Annotated in this window: 14 protein-coding genes; 3 read left to right on the top strand and 11 right to left on the bottom strand. The window is 63.8% G+C overall.

The window, feature by feature from the left end; genetic code table 11:
* Positions 1-6 precede the first annotated feature (6 nt).
* A complete protein-coding gene (locus BLR26_RS24470) occupies positions 7-3,075 on the top strand; it encodes an efflux RND transporter permease subunit (protein WP_093386707.1) in 3,069 nt (1,022 codons plus the stop codon).
* Between the two features lie 76 nt (positions 3,076-3,151).
* On the opposite strand, the gene BLR26_RS24465 is transcribed toward BLR26_RS24470, so the two are convergent.
* The 3 genes from BLR26_RS24465 to plsB form a co-directional block, all read right to left on the bottom strand.
* Positions 3,152-3,841 (bottom strand): DUF4197 domain-containing protein, encoded by a 690-nt coding sequence (locus tag BLR26_RS24465; RefSeq protein WP_045193648.1) that lies wholly within the window; start codon positions 3,839-3,841, stop codon positions 3,152-3,154.
* Positions 3,842-3,874: 33 nt separating this feature from the next.
* Complete coding sequence (locus tag BLR26_RS24460) at positions 3,875-4,273, bottom strand: YbaY family lipoprotein (RefSeq protein ID WP_038996762.1); 399 nt, start codon at positions 4,271-4,273, stop codon at positions 3,875-3,877.
* A gap of 84 nt (positions 4,274-4,357) precedes the next feature.
* Positions 4,358-6,844: a glycerol-3-phosphate 1-O-acyltransferase PlsB gene (plsB, locus tag BLR26_RS24455; protein ID WP_045193647.1), complete on the bottom strand. Its 2,487-nt coding sequence runs from the start codon at positions 6,842-6,844 to the stop codon at positions 4,358-4,360.
* Positions 6,845-7,066: 222 nt separating this feature from the next.
* Between plsB and BLR26_RS24450 the strand changes: the two genes are divergently transcribed.
* Entirely contained in the window at positions 7,067-7,276 is a 210-nt protein-coding gene (locus BLR26_RS24450) for a cold-shock protein (RefSeq protein WP_038996759.1), read from the top strand.
* 87 nt (positions 7,277-7,363) lie between these two features.
* Here BLR26_RS24450 and BLR26_RS24445 read toward each other — a convergent pair whose 3' ends face one another.
* From BLR26_RS24445 to BLR26_RS24430, 4 genes are all read right to left on the bottom strand, one after another.
* Positions 7,364-7,741: a hypothetical protein gene (locus BLR26_RS24445; RefSeq protein ID WP_093386702.1), complete on the bottom strand. Its 378-nt coding sequence runs from the start codon at positions 7,739-7,741 to the stop codon at positions 7,364-7,366.
* Positions 7,742-7,758: 17 nt separating this feature from the next.
* Positions 7,759-8,571, bottom strand: coding sequence for a putative RNA methyltransferase (locus BLR26_RS24440; RefSeq protein ID WP_093386699.1), 813 nt, complete (start codon positions 8,569-8,571; stop codon positions 7,759-7,761).
* Complete coding sequence (gene dapE / locus BLR26_RS24435; protein WP_010224867.1) at positions 8,571-9,722, bottom strand: succinyl-diaminopimelate desuccinylase; 1,152 nt, start codon at positions 9,720-9,722, stop codon at positions 8,571-8,573. The genes BLR26_RS24440 and dapE overlap by 1 nt, the downstream gene beginning before the upstream one ends.
* A 108-nt stretch (positions 9,723-9,830) precedes the next feature.
* Complete coding sequence (locus BLR26_RS24430; protein ID WP_093386695.1) at positions 9,831-12,422, bottom strand: glycosyltransferase; 2,592 nt, start codon at positions 12,420-12,422, stop codon at positions 9,831-9,833.
* A gap of 289 nt (positions 12,423-12,711) precedes the next feature.
* On the opposite strand from BLR26_RS24430, the gene tcdA reads away from it, so the two are divergent.
* Positions 12,712-13,533, top strand: coding sequence for a tRNA cyclic N6-threonylcarbamoyladenosine(37) synthase TcdA (gene tcdA / locus BLR26_RS24425; protein ID WP_045193641.1), 822 nt, complete (start codon positions 12,712-12,714; stop codon positions 13,531-13,533).
* On the opposite strand, the gene BLR26_RS24420 is transcribed toward tcdA, so the two are convergent.
* Genes BLR26_RS24420 through BLR26_RS24405 form a run of 4 tightly spaced genes read right to left on the bottom strand, consistent with a single transcriptional unit; the run spans position 13,512 to position 16,624 of the window.
* Entirely contained in the window at positions 13,512-13,922 is a 411-nt protein-coding gene (locus BLR26_RS24420) for a SufE family protein (RefSeq protein ID WP_093386692.1), read from the bottom strand. The two genes, tcdA and BLR26_RS24420, sit on opposite strands and share 22 nt — an antisense overlap.
* A complete protein-coding gene (locus tag BLR26_RS24415; RefSeq protein ID WP_093386689.1) occupies positions 13,919-15,130 on the bottom strand; it encodes a cysteine desulfurase in 1,212 nt (403 codons plus the stop codon). Before BLR26_RS24415 ends, BLR26_RS24420 begins: the two co-directional genes overlap by 4 nt.
* 54 nt (positions 15,131-15,184) lie before the next feature.
* Positions 15,185-16,219, bottom strand: coding sequence for a 2,3,4,5-tetrahydropyridine-2,6-dicarboxylate N-succinyltransferase (dapD, locus tag BLR26_RS24410; protein WP_045193637.1), 1,035 nt, complete (start codon positions 16,217-16,219; stop codon positions 15,185-15,187).
* A 42-nt stretch (positions 16,220-16,261) separates the two neighbouring features.
* Positions 16,262-16,624, bottom strand: coding sequence for an ArsC family reductase (locus tag BLR26_RS24405; protein ID WP_093386686.1), 363 nt, complete (start codon positions 16,622-16,624; stop codon positions 16,262-16,264).
* Between the last annotated feature and the right edge of the window lie 163 nt (positions 16,625-16,787).

The raw sequence follows: 16,787 nt of genomic DNA, 5'->3' as shown, positions 1-16,787 counted from the left end.
GTCCCGATGGGTTTCAACCTTTCCGCCTGGGCCCTGCGCAATCGGCAGATCGTGCTGTTCCTGATGATTTTGCTGGCTGTGGTCGGCGCGCTGTCCTACACCAAGCTGGGGCAGAGCGAAGACCCTCCGTTTACCTTCAAGGCCATGGTCATTCGCACCAACTGGCCAGGGGCCAGCGCCGAGGAAGTCTCACGCCAGGTCACCGAGCGTATCGAAAAGAAGCTGATGGAAACCGGCGAGTACGAGAAGATCGTCTCGTTCTCGCGGCCCGGTGAATCGCAGGTCACCTTTATGGCCCGCGACTCGATGCATTCGGCCGATATCCCCGAGCTTTGGTACCAGATCCGCAAGAAGGTTGCCGATATCCGCCACACCTTGCCGCAGGGTATCCAGGGGCCGTTCTTCAACGATGAGTTCGGCACCACCTTCGGCAATATCTACGCGCTGACCGGTGACGGCTTCGATTACGCCGTGCTCAAGGACTACGCCGACCGCGTGCAGATCCAGTTGCAGCGGGTCAAGGATGTCGGCAAGGTCGAGCTGCTTGGCCTGCAGGACGAGAAGATCTGGATCGAGCTGTCCAACCTCAAGCTGGCCACCCTCGGCCTGCCCCTGGCAGCGGTGCAACAGGCGCTGGAAGAACAGAACGCGGTGAGCACCGCAGGCTTCTTCGAGACGCCGAGCGAGCGCCTGCAACTGCGGGTCAGCGGGCGCTTTACCACGGTCGAGCAGATCCAGCAGTTCCCGATCCGGGTCGGTGACCGCACTTTCCGTATCGGCGATGTTGCCGAGGTGCGCCGGGGCTTCAACGATCCGCCCGCGCCGCGCATGCGCTTCATGGGCGAGGACGCCATCGGCCTGGCGGTGTCGATGAAGGCTGGCGGTGACATTCTGGTGCTGGGCAAGGCGCTGGAAACCGAGTTCGCCCGCATTGCCCACAACCTGCCGGCCGGCATGGAGCTGCGCAAGGTCTCCGACCAGCCAGCGGCGGTGAAGACCGGCGTCGGCGAGTTCGTTCAGGTGCTGGTTGAAGCGCTGGCCATTGTCTTGCTGGTGAGCTTCTTCTCGCTGGGCATGCGCACCGGCCTGGTGGTGGCCCTGGCCATTCCGCTGGTGCTGGCGATGACCTTTGCCGCCATGTACTACTTCGGCATCGGTTTGCACAAGATCTCCCTCGGCGCGTTGGTGCTGGCCCTGGGCTTGCTGGTGGATGATGCGATCATTGCCGTGGAGATGATGGCGATCAAGATGGAGCAGGGTTTCGACCGGTTCAAGGCCGCCAGCTACGCCTGGACCAGCACCGCCTTCCCGATGCTCACCGGCACCCTGATCACCGCCGCAGGCTTCTTGCCGATTGCCACCGCGCAATCCGGCACTGGTGAATACACCCGTTCGATCTTCCAGGTGGTGACCATCGCCTTGCTCGCCTCCTGGGTTGCCGCGGTGGTGTTCGTGCCGTACCTGGGTGAGCGCCTGTTGCCTGACCTGGCCAAGCTGCATGCGGCCAAGCACGGCACCGCCGAAGGCGGCCCTGACCCTTACGGCACGCCGTTCTACCAGCGCGTGCGGCGCCTGGTGGGCTGGTGCGTGGAGCGGCGCAAGACGGTGATCGTGGCGACCATCGCGCTGTTTGTCGGCAGCATCTTGCTGTTCCGTTTCGTGCCCCAGCAGTTCTTCCCGGCTTCCGGGCGCCTGGAACTGATGGTCGATCTGAAGCTGGCCGAAGGCGCCTCGCTGAGCAACACCGCCGATCAGGTCAAGCGCCTGGAAGCGCTGCTCAAGGAACGCGCCGGCATCGACAACTATGTGGCCTATGTCGGCACCGGCTCGCCGCGGTTCTACTTGCCACTCGACCAGCAACTGCCGGCGCCGAGTTTCGCCCAGTTCGTGGTGCTGGCGAAAACCATCGAGGAGCGCGAACAGCTGCGTAGCTGGCTGATCGCAACCCTCGACGAGCAGTTCCCCGACCTGCGTTCGCGGGTCACGCGCCTGGAAAACGGCCCGCCCGTGGGTTACCCGGTACAGTTCCGGGTCACTGGTGAGCACATCGAGCAGGTGCGTGCCCTGGCCCGCAAAGTGGCCGCCAAGGTGCGCGAGAACCCCCACGTGGTCAACGTTCACCTGGACTGGGAAGAGCCGAGCAAGGTGGTCTACCTGAACATCGACCAGGACCGCGCCCGCGCCCTGGGGGTGAGCACGGCGAACCTGGCGAAGTTCCTGCAAAGCTCGCTGACTGGTTCGGCTGTCAGCCAGTTCCGCGAGGACAACGAGCTGATCGAGATCCTCCTGCGCGGTACCCAGCAGGAGCGCAGCGAGCTTGCCAACCTGCCGAGCCTGGCGGTGCCTACCGACAATGGCCGCAGTGTGGCGCTGTCGCAGGTGGCAACCCTGGAATACGGCTTTGAAGAAGGTGTGATCTGGCACCGCAACCGCCTGCCCAACGTCACCGTGCGCGCCGACATCTATGGCAAGGAACAGCCGGTCACCCTGGTCAAGCAGATCCTGCCGACCCTGGACCCGATATGTGCCGAGCTGCCCGATGGCTACCTGCTGGACGTGGGTGGCACAGTGGAGGACTCCACTCGCGGGCAGAAATCGGTGAACGCCGGGGTGCCGTTGTTCATCGTCGTGGTCCTGACCCTGCTGATGCTGCAACTGCGCAGTTTCTCGCGCACGGTGATGGTGTTCCTCACCGCGCCCCTGGGGTTGATCGGCGTGACCCTGTTCTTGCTGGTGTTCCGCCAGCCGTTCGGTTTTGTCGCGATGCTCGGGACCATCGCCCTGTCGGGGATGATCATGCGCAACTCGGTGATCCTGGTCGATCAGATCGAGCAGGACATCGCTGCCGGGCTGGACCGCTGGCAGGCGATTATCGAGGCGACAGTAAGGCGCTTCCGGCCAATCGTACTGACCGCCCTGGCGGCGGTGCTGGCGATGATCCCGCTGTCACGCAGCGTGTTCTTCGGGCCGATGGCGGTGGCGATCATGGGTGGCTTGATCGTGGCGACGGCGTTGACGCTGTTGTTCCTGCCGGCGCTGTATGCGGCGTGGTTCAGGGTCAGAAAGAGCAGTTGAGAGCTACAAGCGGCAAGCTGCAAGAGGTGCTGTTCACACTGCTTGTGGCTTACCGCTTGAAGCTTGTAGCTGGCGCTTACAGCGCGCCAAACACCTTCTTGGCAATGCTGGTAGCTGCCGCCGCCGGGTTCTGGCGGATGGTTTCTTCCTGCTTGGCAATCATCTCGAACAGGCCGTTGAGCGCCTGCTCGGTCACGTAGCCTTCGACGTTGGCGTTCTTGGCATCGAGCACGCCCAGGGTCGCTGCTTGCCCGGCGAAGGTGTTGTACTGCTGGGCCAGGCCGACCTGGTCGGTGGCTTTCTTGACGATCGGCAGGAACTTGGCGCGGATCTGCTCGCGGCTGGTTTTGCTCAGGTATTGGGTAGCCGAGTCGTTGCCGCCGCTGAGGATGCCCTTGGCATCGTCCACGGTCATCTTCTTCACGGCATCCACCAGCAGCGCCTGGGCTTGCGGCACGGCGGCCTCGGCGGCCTTGTTCATGCTGGTTTCCAGCTGATCGACCTGGGCGCCCATGCCGAAGGCTTTCATCTTCTTGGCGACTTTGCCCAGGTTGCCGGGCAGTTCGATGCGCACATCCGGGTTATTGCTGAAGCCACCCGGGGTACCCAGTTGTTTCACCGCTACCTGGGCACCCTGGGTCAGGGCGTCTTTGAGGCCGGTGGAGGCATCTTTTTGCGAGAGGTCGCCGAGCGACAGCGCCAGGGCGCTGGCCGACAGCAACAGGCCGGCGCACAGGCCGGTGAAGGTTAGAGCGGGGCGGAACATGGCAGCATCCTTATACGAAGGAAAAACAATCAATCAACGAACGGCATCGACCTTGATGCGTACCGGCTGCGGGTCGTTGCCATCAAGTTGCACGCCATGGTGCTCGGTGTTGATGAACAGCAGCTTGCCGTCCAGTTCGATCCGCGCGCTCACTGCATAGCGGTGGCCGGGCTTGACCTGGGCCGGGTCGTAGCTCAGGTGAAAGGGCAGCGGCACATTGCCTTTGACCGGGCCGCTCTGGCTGGCCAGGGTAACGGCGGGGGCGTCCATCAGCGACACGTCCTGCAGGGCCACGCTCAGGGTGGCGGCGGGCGGCAGGGCGATGCGTTGCAGGTAGAAGACCTCGCCGTCGAGGCTGGCCTTGGGGGCTTCAGGGGTGCTGCTGCACGCGGCCAGCAGGCTGCCAAGAAGGATCAGGGACAGTTTTTTCATCAGTAGCTCCTTAGCGCCGGCGCCGCGGTTGCGGTCGCCAGGCGGTTCGATTCGTGTTGCTCCAAAGGCACTGGCCAGTATGGCCTATACCGCAGTTTCGGTGGCTTCTTCGCTGCGCTGCAGGGCGACCTGGCGAATCGACAGGCGCACCTCTGCCGACAGCACGCGCTTGGCCGCGCCCTCGGCCAGTTCGCTGAGTTTTTCGTGGTAGCCAAGTTTGCCGTTGCTGTCCGGGCGCAATACGCCTTGCTCGATCTGGGTCTGGATGAAGTGGCGGAACAGGGTTTTGTCGAAGAACTCCGGGGCGTTCAGGCCATGCAGAATCGACAGGCGCTGGGCCATGATCACGCACAGGTCTTCCAGCTCTTCGGCGCTCAGGGTGTGCTGGCCGCTGTTGAGCAGCAACGCGGTAGCCATGTAGAAGCGCTGCAGGGTCTGGGTGATGGCCCGGGCCAGTAACGTCAGCAGCACGAACTGCCGCGAACTCGGTGCCGGGCGCAGGTACACGCCGTTCTCGAAGCGCAGCAGGCCCTGTTCGACGAAGGCCTCCAGCCACTGGTCGACCACCGCGTCCAGCTCATCGAGCTCCCAGCGAATGAACAGCTCCGATTGCAGGTACGGGTACAAGGCCCGGGTGTACTGCAGGATCAGTTCGCGGCTCATCCGCGAGCTGCTCTGGAAGAAGCTCGCCAGCAAGGCTGGCAGGGCGAAGATGTGCAGCACGTTGTTGCGGTAGTAAGTCATCAGGACGGCGTTCTGCTCGTCCAGGTAGAGGATTTTGCCCAGCGCATCGCTTTGCTCGGCCAGCAGGTCCATGCCCTTGACGTGGCTGATCAGCGCCAGGCCATCGCCTTCGGGCAGGGTGGTGTGCGGCGAGTAGGGCACCTTGCGCAGCAGCGCCAGGTACAGGTCCAGCACCCGCGCCAGGGCGCGCTCGTCCAGGGCCAGGCGGCTGGTGGAGAGCAGCGCCAGGGCCACCAGGTTGACCGGGTTGATCGCCGCCGCCTCGTTCAGGTGCTGGGCGACTTTCTCGCCCAGGCGCGAGGTGGTTTCGTTGAGCCAGGCCGGGCGGAACTGCGGGCCGTGCTCCTGTTCGCGCCAGCCGGGTTGCTGCTGGTCGAGGAAGGCGCCGAGGCGGATCGGCTCGCCGAAGTTGACCGCCACCTGGCCGAAGCGCTGCTTGAGCGCGCCGATGACCTTGAAGATGTCGAAGATAGATTCTTTTTTCTTGCTCGCCCCGCGCAGCTCGCCCAGGTAGGTGCGGCCTTCGAGCACCCGTTCATAACCGATGTACACCGGCACGAAGACGATTGGCGTGCGCGAGGAGCGCAGGTAGCTGCGCAGGGTAATGGCGAGCATGCCGGTTTTCGGCTGGAGCATGCGCCCGGTGCGCGAGCGGCCGCCTTCGACGAAGTACTCGACCGGGAAGCCCTTGGTGAACAGGGTGTGCAGGTATTCGTTGAACACCGCGGTGTACAGCGGGTTGCCCTTGAACGTGCGGCGCATGAAGAACGCCCCGCCACGGCGCAGCAGGCCGCCGATCACCGGCATGTTGAGGTTGATGCCGGCGGCGATGTGCGGCGGGGTCAGGCCGTTGCGAAACAGCAGGTAGGACAGCAGCAGGTAGTCGATATGGCTGCGGTGGCACGGCACATAGATGACTTCGTGGCCCGGGGCGATGCCCTGCACCTGCTCGATGTGGTTGACCTTGATGCCGTCGTAGATCTTGTTCCAGAACCAGCTCAGCACCACTTCAAGGAAGCGGATGGCGGTGTAGGTGTAGTCCGAGGCGATCTCGTTGCCGTAGCGCAGGGCCTGGGCTTCGGCTTTGGCCAGCGGGATCTTCTCGCGTTCGGCTTCATCGGCGATAGCCTGGCGCACCAGCGGGTCGTGGACCAGGCCCTTGACCAGGTTGCGGCGGTGGGAGATGTCCGGGCCGATGACGGCGGTCTTGAGGTTGCGAAAGTGCACCCGCAGCAGGCGCTGGGCCATGCGCACGGTGCGCTCGTGGCCCTTGTTGTGCTGCACCAGCTCGCGCAGGTGGATCGGCGCCGAGAACTGCACGCGGGTCTTGCGCCCCAGGATCAGCACGGTGAGCAAGCGCCGCAGGCGCCCGGTAACCGCCCAGCTGTCGGCAAACAGCAGCTTCCACGGGCTGGATTCGCTGGCCGGCGACTGGCCCCAGAACACGCTGACCGGGATGATCTGCGCGTCTTCTTCGGCATGCTGGCTGATGGCGTTGACCAGCCGTGCCAGGGTCGGCGGGGCGCCGCGCTTGTCCTGGCGGCCGAGCCAGTCGGGCTCCGGGGTCAGGTAGAAGAACGCTGCCGGCTCGTGCAGGGTGCCGACGGCGACCGGCAGCACCGGGCGTGGCAGCCCGGCTTTGGTGCATTCGCGGTCGAGCACCGCAAGGTCGGTGAGCGACGGCGACTGCAGGGCGTAAAACACCGGCCGGCTGCGATCCAGGTTCAGGGTAAAGGATGACTGGTTGATGGTCTCGGAGCGAACCCACAGGTACAACAGGCGACGCAGGGCGCCGAAGATCAGGCGGCGCAAGGGGGAACGGGTCATACGGTGTGTGCTCTGGATGAGATTTTTGAGTATTTGCTCAGTCGACTAGTGTGCCGTATCTGCGCAAGTTCAGCAAAAAGCGCCCCGGTCATGAAAATTAATTTAAGTGTGTCATATACTCGGTCCGCCGCTTGCAAGAGATTTGTGCAAGCTGCGTCGGCAGGGGGCCGTGACCCCTCTGCATGCAAGGCGATTCCAAAATAAAAATCCGGAGTAGTGCAGATGTCGTCTCGTGAGACTGGAAGTGTAAAGTGGTTCAATGACGCAAAAGGTTACGGTTTCATTCAGCGTGAAGGTGGCGCGGACGTGTTCGTTCACTACCGTGCCATCCGCGGGGAGGGGCATCGCACCCTGCTCGAGGGGCAGCAGGTCGAATACAATCTGACTCAGGGCCAGAAAGGCTTGCAGGCAGAAGACGTAGTCGGTCTGTAAGCGCCGGGCCACAAGCCTCGAGCCTGGGCCCACCAGCGAAAAGGCCCGCCGCCGGACGACCGGGGCGGGCCTTTTCGAAGACAGTTTTCAGCTGGTCCGCCAGGTGATTTCCTCTTCACCGTCGGCACTGATGCGGATCCAGCGATCGGCATCTTCTTCACCTTCTTCCTCGACCCAACTGCCCGGTGCACAGCGCACTTCGACGTTCAGCGCGGCAAAGGCTGCGCGTGCGCAGGCAATGTCATCATCCCACGGGGTCTGGTCGCTCTCCAGGTAAAGACTGTTCCATTTGCCCACAGCCTTCGGTAACCAGGTAACTGGAATGTTACCGGCCCTGCACTTGTAGGTCTGGCCTTTCTGCTGCCAGTCGCTGCACGGGCCAAGCGCTTCGCTGAGCCAGGCAGCGATCTGCTTGTGGTCGACCTCGGCGTCTTTCAGGTAGATCTCGATATCGGGTTGGCGCATAGGGGCTCCGGGTGCGCTCAGTCTTGGCGCACAAAATAATCGTAACGCATCGATACCGTGACCTCGAAAGGCTCGGCCTGGTCGATGACGCGCGCGCGTTTCTCGGCGCTGGCACGCCAGCCATGAGGGGTCATGGCCAGCAGGTCGGCGCGGGCCTTGCCGTCGGCAAGGCTCAGGCGCAATTTCAGGGTTTCGCTATGGGCGTGATGCATGCCCTCGGGGACCAGCGCCAGGTGCTTGTCGTCGCTGTAGTCGCGTACTTCATCGTAGAGCTTGTGGCGCAGTTCGATCAGGTGCTCGTTGGTCGGGCCGACGCGCATCAGGCCGCCGCCGGGGCTCAGCAGGCGCAGGGCCTCTTGCCAGTCCAGCGGGCTGAAGACACTGGCGAGGAACTGGCAACTGCCATCGGCCAGCGGTACCCGGGCCATGCTTGCCACCAGCCAGGTCAGCGCCGGGTTGCGCTTGCAGGCGCGCTTGACCGCCTCGCGGGAGATGTCCAGGGCATAACCGTCCGCCTCGGGCAACGCCTGGGCGATTTGCGCGGTGTAGTAACCCTCGCCACAGCCGATGTCCAGCCAGCGCGCGGGTGCGCGTTCGGCGGCAAGCTCAGCCAGGCGGCGGGCCACCGGGGCGTAATGGCCGGCGTTGAGAAAGTCGCGGCGGGCCTCGACCATGGCCTGGTTGTCGCCCGGGTCACGGCTGTTCTTGTGCTGCACCGGCAACAGGTTCAGGTAACCCTGGCGGGCACGGTCGAAACGGTGGCCGGCCGGGCAGGCCACGCCATTGTCGAGGGTGCTCAGCGCGGCGCTGCAGATCGGGCAGGTGAGCATCAGGCAAGCAACCGGGTCAGGGTCTGGTAGTAGATCTCGGTCAGCACATCGAGGTCGCTGGCCAGGATCCGCTCGTTGACCTGGTGAATGGTGGCGTTGACCGGGCCCAGCTCGACCACCTGGGTGCCGAGGGTGGCGATGAAGCGCCCGTCGGAGGTGCCGCCGCTGGTCGATGCCTTGGTCTCACGGCCGGTGACCGCCTTGATGCTGGCCGACACTGCGTCGAGCAAATCGCCCGGCTCGGTCAGGAACGGCAGGCCCGACAGCGCCCAGTCCACGTGCCAGTCGAGCTGGTGCTTGTCGAGGATGGCGGCAACCCGCTGCTGCAGGCCTTCGACCGTCGACTCGGTAGAGAAGCGGAAGTTGAACAGCGCGGTCAGCTCGCCCGGTACCACGTTGGTGGCGCCGGTGCCGGAATTGAGGTTGGAGATCTGGAAGCTGGTCGGCGGGAAGAACGCATTGCCTTCGTCCCAGTGTTCGGCAGCCAGCTCTGCAAGTGCCGGAGCGGCCAGGTGGATCGGGTTCTTGGCCAGGTGCGGATAGGCCACGTGGCCCTGTACGCCGCGCACCGTGAGCTTGGCGCCGAGCGAGCCGCGACGGCCGTTCTTGACCACGTCACCGACCAGGCTGGTGCTCGACGGCTCGCCGACGATGCACCAGTCCAGGCGCTCGTTGCGCGCGGCCAGGCGCTCGACCACGGCCTTGGTGCCGTGGTGGGCCGGGCCTTCTTCATCACTGGTGATCAGGAAGGCGACCTTGCCGCGATGGTTGGGGTAGTCGGCGACGAAGCGCTCGGTGGCCACTACCATGGCGGCCAGGCTGCCTTTCATGTCAGCCGCGCCACGCCCGCAGAGCATGCCGTCGGCATCGATCAGGGCATCGAACGGATCGTTCTGCCAGGCCTGCACCGGGCCGGTCGGGACCACGTCGGTATGGCCGGCGAAGCACAGCACTGGGCCTTCCTGGGTGCCATGGGTGGCCCAGAAATTGTCGACGTCTTCGATGCGCATCGGCTCAAGCATGAAACCAGCATCGCCCAGGCGTTGCATCATCTGTTTCTGGCAGTCGAAGTCCAGCGGGGTAACCGACGGACGGCGAATCAGGTCGCAGGCCAGTTCAAGGGTAGGCGAGAGGTCGGCTGGGGCCGTCATGGGGAGCTCCGGGGCAAGGCAGGGCACGAATTCGAGGGGGGTTATCTTATAGCAATTCAGAGTCCTGTAGGAGCGGCGCACCGCCGCTCCTACAGGTTATCTCAAGGCTCAGGAAGCCTGGGCCGGCTGCGCGGCATCCACAGGCTTTGGCAGTGACGACAGCATGGCCATGATCAGCGCCGCCAGGTAGGGCAGCGACTGCACCAGCAGCATGGTCACCCAGAAGCGCATGTCGTTGCTCGGCAGGCCCTGGACCAGGTAGATCCCGGCCGCTGCGCCCCACAGCAGCAACATGATGAACAGCTCTTCACGGGCCTCTGACAGCGCCACCAGCAAGCCATGGCTGTCGGCGTTCTTCGGCGTGCGGAAGAACGGGATGCTGCTGGTGAAGAAGCCGTACAGCACTGCCTTGGCGATGGTGTGCGACAGCGCCAGGCCGGCCAGGGCCGCGGCGAAGGCGTCCTTGAGGTTCACGCCCACCGCGCGGCGGTAGAGGAACACGATCTTGCCGACCTTGAACACGAACAACGCCAGCGGCGGAATCGCGAAGATCAGCAGCGGCGGGTCGACCCGCTGCGGCACGATGATCATCGCCGCCGACCACAGCAGGGCGCCGACGGTGAAGAAGATGTTCATGCCATCGGCGATCCACGGCAGCCAGCCGGCGAGGAAGTGGTAGCGCTGGCCACGGGTCAGTTCCGAGTCCTTGCCGCGCAACAGGCTTGCGGCATGGCGCTTGATGATCTGGATGGCGCCATAGGCCCAGCGAAAGCGCTGCTTCTTGAAGTCGATGAAGGTGTCGGGCATCAGGCCTTTGCCATAGCTCTCGTGGGAATACGCCGCCGAGTAGCCTTTCTCGAACACCCGCAGGCCCAGTTCGGCGTCTTCGCAAATGCACCAGTCGGCCCAGCCCAGCTCTTCGAGTACCGAACGGCGGGTCATGGTCATGGTGCCGTGCTGGATGATTGCGTCACGGTCGTTGCGGGTGACCATGCCGATATGGAAGAAGCCTTTGTATTCGCTGTAGCAGAGCTTCTTGAAGGTGCTTTCGTTCTGGTCGCGGTAGTCCTGGGGCGATTGCACCACGGCGATCTTCGGATCGGCGAAGTGCGGCACCATGTGCTTGAGCCAGTTGCGGTCGACACAGTAGTCCGAGTCGATCACCGCGATCACTTCGGCGTCCTTGGCGGTATGCGGAATCAGGTAGTTCAGCGCGCCGCCCTTGAAGCCGGCCAGGGGCGCGACGTGGAAGAACTTGAAGCGCTCGCCGAGCATCTCGCAGTGCGCCTTGATCGGCTCCCAGACCGCCGGGTCCTTGGTGTTGTTGTCGATGATCAGGACTTCGTAGTCCGGGTAGTCCAGCGCGGCCAGGGCGTTGAGGGTCTGTTTGACCATCTCTGGCGGCTCGTTGTAGCACGGCACATGCACCGAGACTTTCGGTCGGTACGCGGCGTCGGCCTGCACCGGCAGGAACTCCCGGCGGCGCTTGTGAATCCACACCGCTTCGGCCAGTTCATGGGCCTCGGTGAGCAGCACGATAAACACGCCAAGGGCGCCGAGGGCGAGCAAAAAGCCCACGGTGAGGCTGAACCAGGTGCTGTATTGCTGGCTGTAATCGTAGCCGATCCACACCAGCACCGAACCGCAGAGGAAGGCGATGAAGGTCAGGAAGGTGCGCCCGCGCTGGCGCAGGGCCGAGCCGTCGATCAGCAGCAGGGTCAGCGAGAGCATCGCCAGCACCACCGAGCCGACCGCCAGCACACGCCATTGCGGAATGGCCACCACCGGGCCTTCGAAGTTGAATTTCTGCTGGCGGGCAGCGTTGAACACGCCCCAGTAGGCACCCACCGAGCCTTCGTCGCTGGCCTTCCACGGCTGGTCGTAGGCTTCGATGACAAAGTAGTTGTAGCCCTGGCGGTTGAGTTTGTTGACCAGGGTGCGCAGGTAGATGGCCTGGTCTGCCGGGGTGGCATCGGCACCGCCGCGCATGCGGCCGTTGCTCGGCCAACCGACTTCAGACAACAGCAGCGGTTTGCGTGGGAATTGCTGCTTCAGATCGCGGGCACGATCCAGTACGAACTGGCCGGCATCCTTCATCGGGATGAACTCCCAGTACGGCAGGATGTGCGCAGCTACCAGGTCGGCATGCTTGGCCAGCTCCGGGTGTTCTTTCCAGATGTGCCACTGTTCACTGGTGGTCACCGGGACTTTTACTGCCGCGCGCACGCGGTCCATGTACTGGATCAGTGCTTCGGGGGTGATTTCCTTGCGAAACAGCGCTTCGTTGCCGACCATCACCCGCACCACGCTGCGCGAGCTGTTGGCCAGTTCGATGGCTTTGTCGATTTCCCGTTCGTTGCGCTCAAGGTCCGGGCTGATCCACACCCCCAGGGTCACGCGCAGGCCGAACTCTTCGGCCAGGCGCGGAATCTCGGCCTGGGTACCTTCCACCGTATAGATGCGGATGCTGTCGGTCAGCTTGCTGAGCTGCTCGAGGTCCTGGCGCAGTTCGTCCTCGCTGGGGTACTGGCCCTTTTGCGGGCTTTCGCCCTGGCGGAACGGCGAATAGGAGAAACCGGAAATCTGCTCCGGCCAGTTGGGGGCGGAAACCGGGCGGTTGATCAGCGCCCAGAACCCGGTGAATAGCGCGGCGATAGCCATGACTATTACCAGGTTGATACCAAATTTACGCGATGACATAGATAGTTCGGGTTCCGAAAGGTGGAACGGGCGGGCGCCATGAGGCGCGAATCCTGCGTGCTTCCTGCTCAGATTGTGTAAGAACAGGTCGGTGGCAGAAGATTGGATTGGCTTCAGGAGCTGAAGTTCTTAGCCCGTACTTTTGTCGTCCAAGTCTTTGGATTGCATAGGGCATTAAAGCAGGATTACAACTGCCTTGACCAATGCATGACTCGGGTGGCGGCCACGGCAGGGTGTCATCGCACCCCAAGAGGCCTATAATACGCGCCGGTTTTTTCGGGGTTGGGCCATGAGTACAGAAGATCCACGCTTTGCCGGTGTCGCCCGGTTATACGGTGACAACGGCCTGCAGCGCCTGCGCGAGGCCCATGTGGCTATCGTCGGTATCGGCGGGGTCGGCTCCTGGGCGGCCGAAGCCATGGCCCGCAGCGGCGTGGGCGAAATATCGCTGTTCGACCTCGATGATGTCTGCGTCAGTAATACCAACCGCCAGCTGCATGCCCAGGAAGGCAATATCGGCCGGGCCAAGGCCGAGGTCATGGCCGAGCGCCTGCGGGCCATCAACCCGGCGTGCAAGGTGCATGCGGTGGTGGATTTCGTCACCAAGGAAACCCTGCCCGAGTACATCGGCGAACACATCGACTGTGTGATTGACTGCATCGACAGCGTCATGGCCAAGGCCGCGCTGATCGGCTGGTGCAAGCGCCACAAAGTCACCATCATCAGCACCGGAGGCGCCGGCGGGCAGATCGATCCAACCCAGATCCGCGTCGCCGACCTGAACAAGACCTTCAACGATCCGCTGGCCTCGCGGGTGCGTTCGACCTTGCGCCGCGACTATGGCTTTTCCCGCACGGTAACCCGCAACTACAGCGTGCCCTGTGTGTTTTCCACCGAACAGCTGCGCTACCCCAAGGGTGACGGCAGCGTCTGTCTGCAGAAGAGTTTTGTTGGCGAAGGGGTTAAGCTGGACTGCTCAGGCGGCTTCGGCGCGGTGATGATGGTCACCGCGACCTTCGGCATGGTCGCCGCCAGCAAAGCGGTGGAAAAGCTTGTGGCCGGCGCTCGGCGCCCGTCCGAGCGCCAGGCTCAGACACCTGCGGCAAGCTGAGCCATGCGTTGCAGCACGGCGTTCAGGCCGTTGCTGCGCGAGGGTGAGAGCTGGCGGCCCAGGCCTAGCTGGTTGAACCAGGCGGGCAGGTCCAGTTGCGCAAGCTCAGCGCTGGACAGGCCCTCGACCCGCACCAGCAGCAGCGCCAGCAAACCGCGGATGATCCGTGCATCGCTGGCGCCTTTGAAGCGCCACTGACCATCTTGCTGTGCCGCCACCAGCCAGACCTGGCTTTCGCAGCCATGGACTCGGTTCGCTTCGGACTTTTCTTCTTCGCTCAAGGGCACCAGGTGCTCGCCCCATTGCATCAGCAGGCGCGCGCGTTGTTCCCAGCCGGCTGCTTGTGAGAACGAGTCGAGGGCTTGCTGCGCAGCGACAGGCAGGCTCATCGCAGCAGCTCCAGGGCCTGATCCAGGGCGTCGAAGAAGCGTTGCAGGTCGTCGGAGTCGTTGTACAAGCCCAGCGATACGCGGATGGCACCGTCCAGGCCGAGGCTTTTCAGCAACGGCATGGCGCAGTGATGGCCGGCGCGTACGGCGATGCCCTGTTCGGTGAGCATGTGGGCCAGGTCAGCGTTGTGCACGCCCTCGACCACGAAACTGGCCAGGGCCACTTGCGGCTGACCGAGCAGGCGGATGCCTTCGCGGTCGTTGAGGCCACGCAGCAGGTGGCGGTGCAGGCCGGCTTCATGCTCGGCAACAGCATTGGCATCCAGGCCGGCCAGGTAATCGAGGCTGGCCCCGAGGCCGATGACGCTGGCAATCGGCGGCGTACCGGCTTCAAAACCCAGGGGCGCCGGGCGAAAGCTGGCGCTGTGGTAGTCGGCGACCTGGACCATCTCGCCGCCGAACTGCCAGTGTCGCAGGCGCGTCAGGGCTTCACTGCGGCCGTAGAGCACACCGACACCGTCCGGGCCATAGAGCTTGTGGCTGGAGAACACGTAGAAATCGCAGCCCAGCTGGCGAACGTCGTGACGGCCGTGGACCACGCCCTGGGCACCGTCGACCACGGTTAGCGCACCTTGGGCCTGGGCCTGGGCATGGGCCAGCAGGGGCTCCAGCGGCTGCCAGGCGCCGAGGACATTGGACAGCTGGCTGACCGCCAGCACCCGGGTACGCGGGCCAATCAGTTGCAGGGCAATGTTCAGATCGATCAGGCCGCGGTTGTCCAGTGGCAACACCACCAGCTTGAGCCCACGACGCTGGGCCAGCTGTTGCCAGGGCAGCAGGTTGGCATGGTGTTCGAGGGCGCTGATGGCAATTTCGTCACCGGCCTCGAACAGCGGCTCAAGCCCGTAGGCGAGCAGGTTCAGGGCCGAGGTGGCGCCGTGGGTGAAGACAATCTGCTGGCTGTCGGCGGCGTTCAGCCAGCCGGCGACCTTGTCGCGGCTGCGTTCGAAGGCCTGGGTAGCCAGGGCGCCGGGCAGGTGTTGGGCACGGTGCACATTGGCAGCACCATGGCCGTAATAGTGGCTCAGGGCATCGAGCAGGAGTTGCGGTTTTTGCGTGGTAGCGGCGCTGTCCAGGTAGGTCTGGTGCTGGCGTTGCAGGGCGTCGATGGCTGGGAAGTCAGCGCGCCAGGGGGAGGGCTGGAACATGATGATCGGACCTGAAAATCGGGCCTGGCGTTAGGCCAGACCCGATGGTACCACTTAGTTGTGGGCGTGCAGCGCTTCGTTCAGCTCGATGGCCGACTTGTGGGTCTTGCACTCCACTGCGCCGTTGAGCGAGTTGCGGCGGAACAGCAGGTCGGTTTGCCCAGCCAGGTCGCGAGCTTTGACCACCTTGACCAGCTGGTTGTTCTCGTCCAGCAGGTTCACCTTGGTGCCAGCGGTGATGTACAGGCCGGCTTCGACGGTGTTGCGATCGCCCAGTGGAATGCCGATACCGGCGTTGGCGCCGATCAGGCAGCCTTCGCCAACCTTGATGACGATGTTGCCGCCACCGGACAGGGTGCCCATGGTCGAGCAGCCGCCGCCCAGGTCCGAACCCTTGCCGACGAAGACGCCCGCGGAAACACGGCCTTCGATCATGCCCGGGCCTTCGGTGCCGGCGTTAAAGTTGACGAAGCCTTCGTGCATGATGGTGGTGCCTTCGCCGATGTAGGCACCCAGGCGCACACGGGCGCTGTCGGCGATACGCACGCCGGCAGGGACGACGTAGTCGGTCATTTTCGGGAACTTGTCTACCGAGAATACTTCCAGCAGCTCGCCCTTCAGGCGCGCTTCCAGTTGCTGCTCGGCAAGCTCGGCCAGGTCGACGGCGCCCTGGCTGGTCCAGGCAACGTTTGGCAGCAGCGGGAAGATCCCGGCCAGGTTCAGGCCATGTGGCTTGACCAGGCGGTGAGAGAGCAGGTGCAGCTTCAGGTAGGCTTCCGGGGTGGAAGTCAATGCGGCGTCTTCGGCCAGCAGGGTGACCACCAGCGGCTTGTTGCTTTCGGCCAGGCGGGTCAGCAGTGCGGCCTGGGCAGCATCGACACCCTTGAGGGCTTCGGCCAGCTGCGCGGCCTGGCTGGTGCTGAAGGCGATCGCCTGGTTGCCGCCTTCATAGCCCAGGACCGGGGCGATGGCCGCGACCAGCTCGGCAGCCGGGTTGATCAGCGGTTGGGCGTAGAAGACTTCCAGCCAGGCGCCTTGACGGTTCTGGGTGCCGACACCGAAGGCCAGGCTGAACAGGGTAGTGGACATGCAGTTACCTCTTGCGAAATTGAATGAAAGCTCGGCGCCGGGTTACTGAAGGGCGGCCGCGTACAAATCAGGCTTGAAGCCGACCAGGGTCCGCTTGCCGAGGTCGAGCACAGGGCGCTTGATCATCGACGGCTGGGCCAGCATCAGTTCGATGGCCTTGGCCTGGTCGAGATCGGCCTTCTGGGCGTCGTCGAGCTTGCGGAAGGTGGTGCCGGCGCGGTTGAGTACCGTTTGCCAGCCATGTTCATCGCACCAGCGCTCAAGGCTTGCACGGTCGATGCCCTGGGCCTTGTAGTCGTGGAAATCGTAGCCCAGGCCCTGCTCTTCGAGCCAGGTGCGGGCTTTCTTCATGGTGTCACAGGCCTTGATTCCATAAAGGTGCAATGGCGTGTCGCGTTTGGTCATGTCTTGCCCCCCTGGGAAAAAATGGTGAAGGATTATGCCATGGTCGGCGGCGTTGGGTTGGCGTTGCCATGGCTCTTTGTAGCATTGTGTTACAGGTTCTGGGCAGTTCTGCGACTTTTGTGCAGCGGTGCGCCGGCAGCCTAAGCGGCTAATATGTCGTTTC

The organism is Pseudomonas sp. UC 17F4 (assembly GCF_900101695.1).
Classification (GTDB): Bacteria; Pseudomonadota; Gammaproteobacteria; order Pseudomonadales; family Pseudomonadaceae; genus Aquipseudomonas.
The sequence above is the reverse complement of the archived record's forward strand: the minus strand, read 5'-3'. Positions and strand labels throughout refer to the sequence as shown.

Bases quoted from the DNA above. Each gene is read 5' to 3' on its own strand.
- BLR26_RS24470 (WP_093386707.1), top strand. From the start codon at position 7: ATGGGTTTCAACCTTTCCGCCTGGGCCCTGCGCAATCGGCAGATCGTG.
- BLR26_RS24405 (WP_093386686.1), bottom strand. From the start codon at position 16,624: ATGACCAAACGCGACACGCCATTGCACCTTTATGGAATCAAGGCCTGT.
- dapD (WP_045193637.1), bottom strand. From the start codon at position 16,219: ATGTCCACTACCCTGTTCAGCCTGGCCTTCGGTGTCGGCACCCAGAAC.
- BLR26_RS24465 (WP_045193648.1), bottom strand. From the start codon at position 3,841: ATGTTCCGCCCCGCTCTAACCTTCACCGGCCTGTGCGCCGGCCTGTTG.
- dapE (WP_010224867.1), bottom strand. From the start codon at position 9,722: ATGACGGCCCCAGCCGACCTCTCGCCTACCCTTGAACTGGCCTGCGAC.
- BLR26_RS24430 (WP_093386695.1), bottom strand. From the start codon at position 12,422: ATGTCATCGCGTAAATTTGGTATCAACCTGGTAATAGTCATGGCTATC.
- BLR26_RS24415 (WP_093386689.1), bottom strand. From the start codon at position 15,130: ATGTTCCAGCCCTCCCCCTGGCGCGCTGACTTCCCAGCCATCGACGCC.
- BLR26_RS24460 (WP_038996762.1), bottom strand. From the start codon at position 4,273: ATGAAAAAACTGTCCCTGATCCTTCTTGGCAGCCTGCTGGCCGCGTGC.
- BLR26_RS24420 (WP_093386692.1), bottom strand. From the start codon at position 13,922: ATGAGCCTGCCTGTCGCTGCGCAGCAAGCCCTCGACTCGTTCTCACAA.
- tcdA (WP_045193641.1), top strand. From the start codon at position 12,712: ATGAGTACAGAAGATCCACGCTTTGCCGGTGTCGCCCGGTTATACGGT.
- BLR26_RS24445 (WP_093386702.1), bottom strand. From the start codon at position 7,741: ATGCGCCAACCCGATATCGAGATCTACCTGAAAGACGCCGAGGTCGAC.
- BLR26_RS24440 (WP_093386699.1), bottom strand. From the start codon at position 8,571: ATGCTCACCTGCCCGATCTGCAGCGCCGCGCTGAGCACCCTCGACAAT.
- plsB (WP_045193647.1), bottom strand. From the start codon at position 6,844: ATGACCCGTTCCCCCTTGCGCCGCCTGATCTTCGGCGCCCTGCGTCGC.
- BLR26_RS24450 (WP_038996759.1), top strand. From the start codon at position 7,067: ATGTCGTCTCGTGAGACTGGAAGTGTAAAGTGGTTCAATGACGCAAAA.